This is a genomic window from Bacillus safensis FO-36b, from assembly GCF_000691165.1.
GTDB classification, from domain to species: Bacteria; Bacillota; Bacilli; order Bacillales; family Bacillaceae; genus Bacillus; species Bacillus safensis.
In genome coordinates this window covers 44,521-58,359 of sequence record NZ_ASJD01000001.1, presented here as the reverse complement: position 1 = coordinate 58,359, position 13,839 = coordinate 44,521, and the positions used below count along the sequence as shown (strand labels likewise).

11 protein-coding genes and 1 other annotated feature are annotated in these 13,839 nt (G+C 41.1%); of the genes, 4 read left to right on the top strand and 7 right to left on the bottom strand.

Going from position 1 to position 13,839, the window contains the following annotated elements; genetic code table 11:
* Positions 1 to 41 precede the first annotated feature (41 nt).
* Positions 42 to 2,342, top strand: a complete 2,301-nt coding sequence (locus tag BA81_RS00315; protein ID WP_034280716.1) for a helix-turn-helix domain-containing protein — start codon at positions 42 to 44, stop codon at positions 2,340 to 2,342.
* 38 nt (positions 2,343 to 2,380) lie between these two features.
* Here the strand turns inward: BA81_RS00315 and BA81_RS00310 are convergent, their stop codons facing one another.
* The gene (locus tag BA81_RS00310; protein WP_003217763.1) at positions 2,381 to 2,752 is read right to left on the bottom strand and encodes a winged helix-turn-helix transcriptional regulator; all 372 of its coding nucleotides are present in this window, start codon (positions 2,750 to 2,752) and stop codon (positions 2,381 to 2,383) included.
* 155 nt (positions 2,753 to 2,907) lie between these two features.
* On the opposite strand from BA81_RS00310, the gene BA81_RS00305 reads away from it, so the two are divergent.
* The gene (locus BA81_RS00305) at positions 2,908 to 4,095 is read left to right on the top strand and encodes an MFS transporter (RefSeq protein WP_034279461.1); all 1,188 of its coding nucleotides are present in this window, start codon (positions 2,908 to 2,910) and stop codon (positions 4,093 to 4,095) included.
* A gap of 10 nt (positions 4,096 to 4,105) precedes the next feature.
* A complete protein-coding gene (locus BA81_RS00300; RefSeq protein ID WP_034279459.1) occupies positions 4,106 to 4,948 on the top strand; it encodes an aldo/keto reductase in 843 nt (280 codons plus the stop codon).
* A 44-nt stretch (positions 4,949 to 4,992) separates the two neighbouring features.
* On the opposite strand, the gene BA81_RS00295 is transcribed toward BA81_RS00300, so the two are convergent.
* The 6 genes from BA81_RS00295 to BA81_RS00270 all read right to left on the bottom strand — a co-directional run bounded on the left by BA81_RS00295 (position 4,993) and on the right by BA81_RS00270 (position 12,595).
* Positions 4,993 to 6,492: an extracellular solute-binding protein gene (locus BA81_RS00295; protein ID WP_034279457.1), complete on the bottom strand. Its 1,500-nt coding sequence runs from the start codon at positions 6,490 to 6,492 to the stop codon at positions 4,993 to 4,995.
* Positions 6,493 to 6,517: 25 nt separating this feature from the next.
* Positions 6,518 to 7,378, bottom strand: coding sequence for a carbohydrate ABC transporter permease (locus BA81_RS00290; protein WP_087976618.1), 861 nt, complete (start codon positions 7,376 to 7,378; stop codon positions 6,518 to 6,520).
* A 219-nt stretch (positions 7,379 to 7,597) separates the two neighbouring features.
* Complete coding sequence (locus BA81_RS00285) at positions 7,598 to 8,350, bottom strand: NAD-dependent epimerase/dehydratase family protein (RefSeq protein ID WP_034279453.1); 753 nt, start codon at positions 8,348 to 8,350, stop codon at positions 7,598 to 7,600.
* Positions 8,351 to 8,396: 46 nt separating this feature from the next.
* Positions 8,397 to 9,299: a dienelactone hydrolase family protein gene (locus tag BA81_RS00280; protein WP_034279450.1), complete on the bottom strand. Its 903-nt coding sequence runs from the start codon at positions 9,297 to 9,299 to the stop codon at positions 8,397 to 8,399.
* A 130-nt stretch (positions 9,300 to 9,429) separates the two neighbouring features.
* On the bottom strand, positions 9,430 to 11,844 hold the full coding sequence (leuS, locus tag BA81_RS00275; protein ID WP_024424893.1) for a leucine--tRNA ligase: 2,415 nt from the start codon (positions 11,842 to 11,844) through the stop codon (positions 9,430 to 9,432).
* 97 nt (positions 11,845 to 11,941) lie between these two features.
* Positions 11,942 to 12,163 (bottom strand) — a binding site (T-box leader).
* Between the two features lie 102 nt (positions 12,164 to 12,265).
* Positions 12,266 to 12,595: a DUF4257 domain-containing protein gene (locus tag BA81_RS00270; protein WP_008343006.1), complete on the bottom strand. Its 330-nt coding sequence runs from the start codon at positions 12,593 to 12,595 to the stop codon at positions 12,266 to 12,268.
* Between the two features lie 422 nt (positions 12,596 to 13,017).
* Here BA81_RS00270 and ytvA point away from each other — a divergent pair, with 422 nt between their 5' ends.
* On the top strand, positions 13,018 to 13,821 hold the full coding sequence (ytvA, locus tag BA81_RS00265; RefSeq protein ID WP_024426208.1) for a YtvA family blue-light photoreceptor: 804 nt from the start codon (positions 13,018 to 13,020) through the stop codon (positions 13,819 to 13,821).
* Positions 13,822 to 13,839: the final 18 nt, after the last annotated feature.

Genomic DNA, 13,839 nt, shown 5'->3' with positions numbered 1-13,839 from the left:
ATTAAGGGGAAAAGATTGTTTTGTTTGAAATGGGGGGTTTTATGAAAAGAAGGCAGTACAAATTTTATTACAAGCTAGTGACGTTTTTTTTCATACTTAGTACGATTCCTGTTATCATTGTCGGCATTTTTTCTTATCAGCATTCGCAAAAAACAGCACTTGAAAATATCTCAAATGAAAAGCTCGACAGCGTTAAACAAACGCAATCCAATATTGAGCATATTTTAAAAACTGTTGATCATTCTCTCACTCACTATGTCAGTTCGCCGCCTCTCCTTCAAACACTGGCAGAACCTTTAAATCCAGACCAATTTCAGCTTTATAATCAAGTACAGCAGGAACTGAACTACCTGCAAACCTTTGACACCGATCTTTCCAATATTACACTCGTCAGTAAAATGGAAGACTGGTACATGAACAATTCGGGGCTTTATCATGTCACAAGCGAAGACCAAGAAAAAGCGCTGACCTCTTACCTCAATATACCAAGTCACTCCAGCTGGGCACTTGAAGAGAATAATCCACTTGTTGCGACAAAAGAAGGAAAAGCATCCTTTTGTAAGTACAATGTGAATTTAATCAAACAACTGCCTATGAACAGCGTTCAAAAAAAGGGAATCGCTGTCGCCAGCATTCCAAGCTGCGTAATTGCTGATAACATGCCTGACTTCTCTCAATCAGATAGTATGTTTGTCATCGATACCAACGGAAAAGTGCTGCTACATAACCGCAAAGAACAAATTGGTGAATCGCTGAAACATCAGGATTTCGTCAAGCATGTGCTCTCACTTGAAAAACGATCAGGGCAATTTGATATGAAGATCGACGAACTCAACTATCAAATCACATTTCAAAAATCAGATTATAATGAATGGACGTACCTATCCTTCGTTTCTATTCCAGAACTTAAGCAGCAAACGAAATCAATTGGGTGGATTACCTTTATTATCTGCACCATTTTGTTAGCGCTTTCATTACTATTTTCATGGTTTGGTTCCAGACACTTTTATAAACCAATCCGCTTATTATACGAGTCATTTGCACGTAATGAATCATTTTTGCAAAAACAGCCTTTTCAAAATGAATTTGAGTTGATTGAATCGAGTATTAAACAAATGAAAGATCAAAACAATGATTTAGAGGAACGGATTGAGCAGCAAGTGACACACTTACAGCAATACTTTATGGTACGGCTGCTGCTTGGAAAGCTGACAGATGAAGAAGTTAACAACCGGTTCCAAAGCTTAGGCTTTCCTCAGGGCTGGTCTCATTTGTCTATGCTTGTGACCCAAATCGATACGTTAAAAGGAACACCTTATGAAAAAAAAGATGCTGACTTGCTTTTATTTGCGATCAATGGACTGATCGAGCAGATTATTCCGCAAGAGGAGCACCTTCAGCCAACCGTTGTCAATCAGCATCAAACAACGATTATCCTCAACCACTCAAAGTCAGATGAAGAGTTTACTGAATATTTAAATCAATTAGCAGAAAGCATTCAGCAGCGTATTGAAGAAGAGCTCGGTTTATCGATCAGCATTGGGATCAGCCGCCAGTTTAAGGAACTCACGATGGCAAAACATGCTTACATTGAAGGAAAAGAAGCCTTAAAATACAGACTCAAAGCAGAGAAAAAGTCCATTATCTTATATGAGCATATCCAGCAAGGAAAGACGTTCAAAACCCATTTTCCAAAGCAGCTGCAGCATGATTTATTTGATGCGATGAAAGCTGGCGATCAAGGCAAAGCGGATCACTATTTACATGTGCTCCTGCAATCCATTTTTTCTAAAAATGCAGGACCGCACGAATACCATATCGCCCTCGCTCGTTTCTTAAACAATTTAATTGAGCTGATGCATTTGCTGGGCATTGAATTATTTGAGGTTGAAGATAACAAAATGCTCTATGATACGATTTTTGAATTTAAAACCTTTGAAGATACGGAAGCATGGCTGAAACATGAAATCATTCGGCCAATTATTGACCAGCTTGCTGCACGTGAAGACTCACAATACAAAAACATCTCAGAAAAAATCATTCATATCATTCATCAAGAATTCGACTCAGATCTCACATTGGATGAAATCGCCACCCGCCTGCATTACAATCCCAATTATTTAAGCAGCATTTTCAGAAAGGAAATGGATATCTCCTTTAGTGAATATCTCTCTTCCTACAGACACCATGTCGCTAAAAACTGGCTTGTAGAAACCGATATGTCCGTCAAAGAAATTTCGGAAAAACTGAAATATAAAAACCCGCAAAATTTCATCCGATCCTTTAAAAAGCTGGAAGGTACAACTCCTGGGAAATACCGCGACCAGAAAAAAGGCATGTAAGACAAAGAGTCCCGCTCTCACAAGAAAGCGGGACTCTTTTATTTAAACTGTTCATTTAAGATGCTGTCTTCCAGCACGGAAAGCGGCTCTCCATACACACGTTCAATATGAGCTGCTCCCCAATCGCATAGCGCATTGAGAATTCTTTCGAGCGACTGTCCGTATTCACTTAATTCATATTCCACTTTAGGCGGCACCTGTTCATAGACAATCCGGTTAATGACCCCATCACTTTCAAGCTCTCTCAGCTGCTGCGTGAGCATTTTTTGTGTGATGTTTGGCATGAGCCGCTTCAATTCGCTCGTCCGTTTTTTCCCGTGTGTCAAATGACATAAAATCACACACTTCCACTTCCCGCCTATGACCTCAAGCGTTGCTTCCACAGAGATATTATATTTTTTCTTTTCCATCGAATGTTCACTCCTCTTTGTACGAACAGGCACTTTTTAGTACCTATATTACAAAAAAGTACGTACTTTTTTTTTCGTCATCTATGTTAGATAATAACTCTTGCCGATCGGCTTCGTCTATCAAAATGTCATCACAGAAGGATGTGAACTTACTTATGAAGAAAAAGCAAAACCATTTTGCTCTTCTCGCACTAGCGATTAGTGCTTTTGCTATAGGAACAACTGAGTTCATTAGTGTCGGTCTTTTGCCAATGATCTCAGAGGACTTTGGAGTGAGCGTCAGTCAGGCAGGCTGGACTGTCTCTTTATATGCACTTGGTGTGACATTTGGCGCGCCTATATTGACTTCTCTTACTTCAACGATGAAAAGAAAGACATTGCTTTTGCTCATTATGCTCGTCTTTTTGATTGGTAATACACTTGCCACCATTGCCCCGACTTTTTCAGTGCTGTTAATCGGCCGGGTGATTTCAGCCTTGTCCCATGGAATCTTCATGTCCATCGGTTCTACGATTGCTGCAAGCCTTGTCGTGAAAGAAAAACGGGCAAGCGCGATTGCCTTTATGTTCACTGGTTTAACAGTAGCGACTGTGACAGGTGTGCCATTCGGGACATTTCTTGGTCATGAGCTCGGCTGGCGGACATCATTTGGTGTGATTGTGATCATTGGTCTGATCGCACTGATATCCAACTATTTTCTTGTGCCGTCTCAATTAAAGCAGGGGGTGAAAACATCTTTTAAAGATCAAGCTGTCCTATTAAAAACAAAAAGAATTTTGCTTTTATTCGTCATTACAGCCACAGGGTATGGAGGAACCTTTGTCGTCTTCACGTATTTATCTCCTCTCTTGCAGCATGTGACAGGTCTTGCGCCTGGGGCTGTGGCCTTGATCCTGCTTTTATACGGAATCACGATCGCAGCCGGAAATGTCATTGGCGGAAAAGCTGCTAATGAACAGCCAATGAAAGCACTGATCTATATGTTTATCATCCAAAGCATTATCTTGTTTATCCTTAGCTTCACTGCTGGATTCACAGTGTTAGGCATTGGAACCGTCATGCTGATGGGACTGTTTGCTTTCATGAATGTACCTGGGCTGCAAGTAGCCGTCGTTGATTTTGCAGAAAGATACACACCCGGAGCGGTCGACGTCGCATCTGCTATGAATATCGCTGCCTTTAATGCCGGTATTGCCATTGGCTCATTTTTAGGAGGCATCGTCACAGATACACTTGGTCTTGTGCATACAGGCTGGGTCGGCGGCATCATGGTCCTCATCGCAGCCTTTCTTACGATGATCAGTTATCAAATGGAACAAAAAGAACAAACACAAACCATTTAAAGGAGTTTTTATGATGGAACATTTACAAAGTACAAAAACATTAAACAATGGGGTCCTCATGCCAGGCTTTGGCCTTGGTGTATTCAAGGTGGAAGATGGAGCAGAATTAGTTGATGCTGTCAAAACAGCCATTCAATTAGGCTATCGCAGTATTGATACAGCGGCTATTTATGGAAATGAAGAAGGTGTTGGACGAGGCATACAGCTTGGTTTAGCAGAAACAGGACTGCGCCGTGAGGATATCTTTGTCACATCAAAAGTGTGGAATGCCGATTTAGGATATGAATCTACCCTAAATGCATACGAAGAAAGCTTAAAAAAGCTTCAGCTTGACTACCTTGATCTGTATTTAATCCATTGGCCGGTTGAAGGAAAATACAAAGAAGCTTGGCGTGCACTGGAAACCTTGTATCGTGAAGGAAAGGTCAGAGCCATCGGAGTGAGCAACTTCCAGCCGCATCACCTAGACGAACTATTAAAAGATGCAGACATCAAACCAGCGATCAACCAAGTAGAATTTCATCCAAAACTAACGCAGGAAACACTCTCTACGTATTTGAACTCTCATGGCATTCAAATGGAAGCTTGGTCACCGCTGATGCAGGGTGAACTGCTGCATCACCCGCTGATTACAGAGCTTGCAGACACATACGGTAAAACACCTGCTCAAATTATTTTGCGCTGGGATGTACAAAAAGGTGTCATCACCATCCCAAAATCAACGAAAGCACATCGTTTAAAGGAAAACGCTGATATATTTGATTTTGTCTTATCTGATGAAGATATGAAACGTCTTTCTGACTTAAATGAAAACAAACGTATCGGTCCAGATCCAGATAACTTCGACTTTTAATGAAAACACCCCCGCTTTTTGCTTTGCGGGGGTGTTCCTATTGGTCATTTTGATTTTTTAAAGGAAGCTTCATATTCTTCTATGATCTTATTCCCACCATTGGATTTCCACTTCTCTACATCCTTCTGAAATTGATCTTCACTGATGTCTCCAAGAATGAACTTATACGTCGCATCATCGATGATTTTCTTCAATTCGTTTCCACGCTCTGATGCTGTTTCTGAATACAGGCTTTCAGCAGGATTGGCAACGATGATGTTTTGATTGTCTTCTTCTAGCTCTTCATATTTAGAACGAACTGCATCCCCTTTATTTTTCAAGTAACGTTTATCAATTCCTACAAGACTGACAAGCGGCTGTACATCTGTCTGCCAGCTTTTCACTTGGCTTTCTTCCCTGACAAATGTATTTCCTTCTTCTTTCTTATAATGCTGGCCATCTATACCGTACGTCATGAGACCATATACATCTTCTTCGGCAATGCGGTCAAAGAAGGCCAAAATCCGCTTTAATTCTGCCTCTGATTTCACGCTTGTTTTAGGGAATGCGAAGATGCCATTATGACCACCTGATGCCCACACACGTTCTTTGCCACCTGGGCCCTTGATTCGGTTGATAATATCTACTTTCATGTTTTTATCTGTCGCATCATCTCTCAGGTTCACGGCATCTACCATATTTCCAACATAGATGCCTGCTTTTCCTTGTGAGAATAATTCCTGCTGCTGTGTTTTGCTTGTCACTGGGAAGTCTTTGTTAATATAGCCATTGTCGCGCAGCTTTTTCATGTATTTCATTGTATTCATGTACTCATCTGTCATAAAGTCTGGCGTGAATTTCCCGTTTTCTTCTTTCCAGTCTGTGGGCATTCCTTCATATGAACCAAGTGTTTTAAATGCGCCATAAATTAAATCGTTCCGATCCGTAAAGCCAATTGTATCCGCTTTTCCATTTTGATTCGGGTCTTTTTCAGTAAAGGCTTTGGCTACTTCATATAGATCATCCAATGTTTTTGGTGTATCCAAATTTAAATTTTCAAGCCAATCCTTTCGAATGACAATCCCTTGTCTTGAAAGTGGTCTCTCTCTATAGATGCCATAAAGCTTCCCGTCTATAGAGGCGTTTTTATTAATCAATTCGTTCATCTTACTTAAATTTGGATAATCCTTTAAATACGGACCGACTTCCCAAAACATGCCTGATCTGAACGCATTAATCGCAGACGAATTTTTAATGTCTTGAATCGTCACAATTTGCGGCAAATTCCCTGCTGCAAGTGCGGAATTTAACCGATCTTCCTTCACAGCATCAGGCACCCATGTAATATCAAGCTCTGTATTTGTGAGTTTTTCAATCTCTTTTAAAACGGAATCCTTCGGCGGCTGCTGATGATATAAAATCGCCATCCATGTCAGCTTTACCTTTTTGTCTAGATCAACCTTCTCATCTGATGAGTTTGCCCCTTTACTTGAACATGCTGACAGAATACCGCTTGCTGCAAATAACAGGACAAACGCAATCAGCCATAATTTCTTTCTCCCCATAAGATCCCTCCGTTGTTCCATCTTTTTAACCCTTTACAGAACCTAGTAATGCCCCTTTGTTGAAATGCTTTTGAATAAATGGATAGACAAGCAGAACCGGAATGGTTGCCACAACGATCACAGCCATTTTAATCGTCTGGTCTGGCGGTGGTGTGGATGAGCCCATATCCGACATATCTCCCTGCATTCCGCTTGAGACAATGACAATCTGTCTCAGCAGCACCTGAATCGGCCACTTCACTGAATCATTTAAATACAGAATGGCAGTCATATACGTATTCCAATACGTCACGGCATAAAAAAGTGAAATGGTTGCAATGGCTGGCAAAGAAAGTGGCAGCACAATTTTAAAGAAAATCCCTAAATCGTTACAGCCGTCCATCTTCGCTGATTCCTCAAGACTTGCCGGTATGTTTTGAAAAAAGTTTTTCAAAATGATTAAATTGAACGCATTGATTGCAACCGGTAGAATAAGTGACCAATACGTATCAAGCAGACCAAGTGTTTTCACCACAATAAACGTCGGAATCATCCCTCCGCTAAACAGCATCGTGAAAACAACGAGAAACATCAGTGTTCTTCGGCCTTTTAGCTCCTGGCGAGACAGCCCGTATGCCATAAGCGAGGACAAAAACATGCTGACAGCTGTTCCAACGAGCGTCACAAGAATGGATACAATGAGGCTGCGATACACAATATCTGTAGAAAAAATATATCGATATGCCTCTAAAGAAAACGTCGTCGGGAACAAGATAAACTTCTTCGTGATGACCTCTTCTACTGTTGCAAAAGAGGCGGCAATGACATGGATGAACGGAAGCACACATATTAATGCGAACATGAGTAGAAAAGAGTAATTAAATAAATTGAACAATCGGCCTTTAATAGAACGATCTATGTTCATCACGCCCTTTCTTTGAAAGCGTTATCATTTCATCTGAAAGTAAGCTGCAGCCTGTGACGATATCGTGATTAAAATGTAACAAACGGGGGAAGAAAGCGTCTATAATCATTTTGACAGACCAACTGGATAGATCATATCAGCCGTGCTTTTATGCTCATGAAACAAAAGAATAAGATCATTAGCTCATGACATGATTATGCCCTATGCTTGATCATTGTCTCCGAGGATCTCCGTCGTATTGACATCTGGTTCATAGCCTAACTCCTGCTTCGTTTTCTCAGTAGACCAGGGCTTTTCTTCATTCTCTGATACAGCATAATAGGTCCCAAAGGAGATATTCGTTTCAATCGCTGCCTTTATCATACCTGCAAGATCTTCATGTGACAGCAGTGTTCTTTTTGTTCTTTGTTTTTTGTGTAATGCCGTCATCTCATCTGTCACCACTGTTCCAATTCTTAAATTGATGACAGACATTCCCGTTTGATCGTGGAACAAACGCCCTAGCTGTTCGGAAGCAAATTTTAAAATGCCATAGACATTTTTAGTCGCAGGCACATCGTCAGTTGTAATCTGCCGCCCAAGTAAGGAGCGTCCATCCTCTTCATAACGATCTGTCACATGGTTGCTGCTTGCAAAAATGACTTTTCGAATTCCTAGCCGCGCGGCTGAACGAAACATATAATAGGTACTCCTCCAAAAAATATCAGTCATTTTTGCAAATTCTTCATGATCCATCACATCATGCGTCATGTCCATGTTTAGAAGATGCAAGATGACATCTGTATCCCGCGGAATTGCCTCATATACATTCTGTTCATTCGCTGCATCGGCTAAAATGACTCCTTCTACACAGCTTGTTAGATCAATAATCGTGACGCTGTACTCATCAGAGAGCGCTTTTGTTAAAAGACGTCCAATCACACCGCATCCGCCAATGATGGTGATTTTTTTCATCTGTCTCCTCCTTTCTTTTGACGTAGTATGTCCAAGCATTTCTTGATTACAGCCACTTTTTCAAAAATCGTGTCGCCTCGTGACGCATAGCGACTGTTTCAAAATGACCTACATGAAGACGGGTAAGCTGATATCGTTCTTTCAATGAAGCAGCTTCATAGGTTTGACTCAATACCTTTTGAATCCTTCCAACGCCTTCAGCAGGCGTGAGCTGATCAAGTTTTCCAACTAAGCTTAAATGCGGTCTTGGAAAAATCATTTCTTGAATGTCCGCTGCTGTAAAATGCTTCGCCAAACTCGGTACATAGTAATAAAAGCCATGTCTGTCCAAATTGTTCGTTTCAATTAATGTATGATGGTCCACCTGTGCACAAAGATCAATACACACACTGACCCTCTCATCAAGTGCAGCCGTCCACCAGGAAAGAAGACCGCCCATTGACATCCCAAAGACAGCTAACCTGTCCGCCAGCACATCAGATCGAGACAGCAAATAATCAATCGCACACATACTTTCATACAGCATCATGCCCCACATCACTTTTCCTGTTAAAAGCATTTCCTTAAAAATTTCACTTTCTGTTCTTCCTCTTCTCTCACCAAACCCTGCATGATCAATGGCCAGTACACTATATCCTTTAGACGTAAACTCTTTTGCATATGAAGGCGTTTGCAAATAATGAGCACCTTTTAACAGCTCGTCCTTCCCATTCACGTAATTCCCGCCATGTGAATGCTGGAACAGTACAACGGGTCTTTTTTTCACCGTATCCTTCGGTTTCACGAAATAAGCAGGGACTTCCTCTTCACCATTCATGGAGAGAATGAGAGTTTCCACTACATATGATTCACGTTCTTCCATTTTTAACGTATAAGCCTCCACGCGATGACGTTCTGGCATTTCTCCTAACAGACTGAGCAGTTGTTCACGTTTGTTTTCCTTTTCCATTGACGTCACTCCTCATTTTCTTGATCACCTGTTAAAATACGAGACCGATGCGGGAATCACCTTGTTTTCGACAAAATTATGTCCCGGGAAATAAAGAACACCCACCGGTTCATACCGATGGGTGTCATCATTAGTTCGCAACAATATTGACAAGCTTCCCAGGAACCGCAATCACTTTACGAATGGTTTTCCCTTCAAGCTGTTCTTTTACACGTGCATCATTTTTCGCGAGCTCTTCTAACTGCTCCCTTGTTGCATCAGCAGGAACGGTTAATTTTGCTTTTACTTTACCGTTAAGCTGTACGACAATTTCTACTTCATCGTCGACAAGTTTTGACTCATCATATTGAGGCCATGCTTCATAAGAAATAGATCCTTCATGACCAAGTTTATTCCAAAGCTCTTCTGCTAAATGCGGTGCAATTGGAGAAAGAAGCTTTACAAAGCCTTCTGCATATTCTTTCGGCAGTGTATCAGCTTTATAGGCATCGTTGATAAACACCATTAATTGTGAAATGCCTGTATTGAAACGCAAGCCTTCATAATGATCCGTTACCTTCATGACTGTTTCATGATAGCTGCGTTCTAATGCGCCGCCAGATTGCTCTGTCACTTTATCACTGAGTGAGCCATCTTCATTTGTAAAGAGACGCCATACACGATCAAGGAAACGACGAGCGCCATCAAGTCCTGTTTCAGACCAAGCAATTGACGCATCTAAAGGTCCCATGAACATTTCATAAAGTCGTAATGTATCCGCACCATGAGATTCTACGATATCATCCGGGTTGACCACATTTCCTTTTGATTTACTCATTTTTTCATTGTTTTCCCCAAGAATCATACCTTGGTTGAACAATTTCATGAAAGGTTCTTTTGTTGGAACAACACCGATATCATACAAGAACTTATGCCAGAAGCGTGCATATAGAAGATGCAGTACAGCGTGTTCTGCTCCGCCGATATACACATCAACTGGAAGCCATTTCTTCAGCTTCTCAGGAGAGGCAAGCTCTTCTGTGTTATGAGGATCAATATAACGTAAGAAATACCAGCAGCTGCCTGCCCATTGCGGCATTGTATTCGTTTCGCGGCGGCCTTTTTTACCTGTAACAGGATCTACAACCTCAACCCAGTCTTTAATATTGGCTAATGGTGATTCACCTGTACCACTTGGCTTAATCTCTGTCGTCTTAGGCAAGATCAGTGGAAGCTCTTCTTCTGAAACAGCTGAAGATGTTCCGTCCTCCCAATGAATGATTGGAATCGGCTCACCCCAGTAGCGCTGACGGCTGAACAGCCAGTCTCTTAAACGATATGTGACTTTCTTTTCACCTTTTTGATGTTCTTCAAGCCATGCAATCGCTTTTTCAATCGCTTCTTCTTTTCCTAAGCCATTTAGGAAATCAGAGTTAATGTGCTTTCCATCACCTGTGTAGGCTTCTTTTTCAATGTCTCCGCCTTCTACAACTTCTTTAATTGGAAGATCAAAGGTTTTGGCGAATTCATAGTCACGTTCATCATGGGCAGGAACCGCCATAATGGCTCCAGTTCCATAAGTCGCCAGCACGTAATCGGCAATCCAGATCGGCATCTTTTCACCATTTAAAGGATTGATGGCATACGCTCCTGTGAAAATACCTGTCTTCGTTTTAGCAAGATCTGTCCGCTCTAAGTCACTCTTTGATTGAATCTCTTTGATATACGCTTTGACAGCTTCTTTTTGAGCATCTGATGTAATTTTTTCAACAAGTGCATGCTCTGGTGCAAGCACTGCATATGTTGCGCCAAATAGTGTATCAGGACGCGTTGTGAAAACCGTAAACTGTTCGTCATGTCCTTCTACTTCAAAATGAACGTGCGCACCTTCAGAGCGTCCGATCCAGTTACGCTGCATATCTTTGATGCTTTCAGGCCAATCAATGTCCTCTAAATCTTCTAACAGCCTGTCCGCATATGCTGTAATCTTTAGCATCCACTGCTTCATAGGACGTCTTTCAACAGGATGCCCTCCGCGTTCACTTTTTCCATCAATGACTTCTTCATTTGCAAGCACTGTGCCAAGCGCTGGGCACCAGTTCACTGGTACTTCATCGATATAGGCCAATCCTTTTTCGTACAATTTTAAGAAAATCCATTGTGTCCATTTGTAGTAATTCGGGTCTGTCGTGTTGATTTCTCGATCCCAATCATACGAGAACCCTAGTGATTGAATTTGGCGGCGGAAGTTATTGATGTTCTCTTCTGTAAAAGCCGCCGGATCATTTCCTGTATCAAGTGCATACTGTTCTGCTGGGAGACCAAATGCGTCCCATCCCATTGGATGAAGAACATCATATCCCTGCATGCGTTTCATGCGTGATAAAATATCCGTTGCTGTATAGCCCTCAGGGTGCCCGACATGAAGCCCTGCTCCTGATGGATATGGAAACATATCAAGTGCATAAAACTTCGGTTTATCTTCCGAGTCAGATGTGGCGAATGTTTTATGTGTCAGCCAATAATCCTGCCACTTCTTTTCAATTTCCCGATGCTGAAAACTCAATGTGAAAACCTCCTTTAATATGTACGGCTTTATCTGCTTAGATGACCACTGCAAGAATTCAGATTTTTCTAAAATCAACAAAAAACCCTCATCCCTGGAAAGGGACGAGAGATTTTTTGGTTCCCGCGGTACCACCCTTGTTAGCGTAACATGCTGTTCGTACGCTCACTTAATATCTTTAACGCAGACATGCGACAGAAGCTTTAACGCAACTGCAACTCTGAGGCGAGTTCAGAAGCAGATTTGATTGACTTTCACCAGCCGTCAATTCTCTAAAGACAAATACTGCTTTCCTACTACTCCTCTTCACTGTTCTTATCGTAACCGTCATCTAAGTAGTATTTTATAGAATTATGATCATAAGTGCAAGCAGGTTTGTATACAATGGGAATGTACCCTAGACTAGGGTAATGAGAGGATATTATTCGTGTGGAGATCGGTTATGACGGTTGGAGCCTGCATCCTGTGAACGTTCTTCTCTCACAAAATCGAAGCTTCGCAGAACTGCTTCTCCTCCGTAACCTGAAATAATGGATAAGATGATCAAGTGCAGACTAGATTCGGGATTTGAGGATAAGACAAGCAGTGTAGCGGCAATCATCCCAACGAGCCAATCTTCAATAAACCCTAAGTAAATAAACTTTTTTGTCATTCTGGGCTTCTCTAGCCTGCCTTTTTTCTTTACGTGACCGAGAATGCCCATGACCCCTCCAATGGCGCAAGCAATAATGACTTGTTGCAGCATTTTCATCACCTTCCTAAAGCCCTTAGAATAGTAAAGCGACTTCAGGCTGTCCAGCCCCCTGTAATGCCATTCTGCTGTTCCGTCATAATCCATGTAAAAGGTCTATTCTCTCTAACGAAGAAAAAAAGCTTGTTTCTTCCATTATATGTGAATGACCTAAAAACAATCTTGATGCATTGGAATCATTTTTACCTAATCCATATTAACTATTTTTGTCATTTTATGAATGATGAGTAATTGATTCCTTCTTTTTCTAATGAAAAGTCTCCTTACTTACTCTATTCTAATGGAGGACAAACTATGATGACAAATTTAACAAAGCGTTTGCAATCGTTGAAACAGAACATATGTTATGTTACGTTTAAAAGGATTCATTTGGTTGAAAAGACAACCATTTGATATGTCTTATAGCAGCAAAGGAGGGTAATATGGTCAGCTCGAACATTTTCGGCTTGCAAAAACAGCTTGAACTCATCAAAAAAGCGCTGGATCATGCGCGGATCGGTGTTGTCATTACAGACCCTTCCTTAGAGGATAACCCTATCGTTTATGTGAATCACGGCTTTACACAAATGACTGGATACAAACCAGATGAAATTCTTGGTCGTAATTGTCGATTCCTTCAAGGAAAAGACACGGATCAAAAGCAGCTTGCTTTAATTCGTCATGGAATTCAAAACAAAACACCTATTACCACACAGCTAAAAAATTATAAAAAAGACGGCACTTTTTTTTGGAATGAACTCAATATAGATCCTCTATACATTGAACAAGATGACAAAACATTTTTCATTGGTTTTCAAAAGGATATTACGAAACAGAAAGAATATGAACAGCTCCTAGAAGATTCCTTACAGGAAGTCACCTCTCTTTCGACGCCAATCGTCCCAATCAAAAATGGTGTATCTGCTCTTCCGCTTATCGGGAAATTATCTGAAGAACGCTTTGATGCTATTGTCGCTAAGTTAACCTGTATATTAGATGATTCAAAGGATGATTATTTAATTGTCGACCTTTCTGGTTTAATCGAAGTCGATGATTCCGTTGCAGCACGTATTTTCAAACTGCATCATCTTCTCAATCTTACTGGAACCGAACTGATCATCACTGGGATTAAGCCGCAGCTTGCGCTGAAAATGAAAGACCTCGATACAGATTTCCAGAATACGATCACTTATTTGACAGTAAAAGAAGCCATAAAAGGATTACCATTAGCTGAAAACCCTGTGTAAACAGGGTTTTTTTAATTG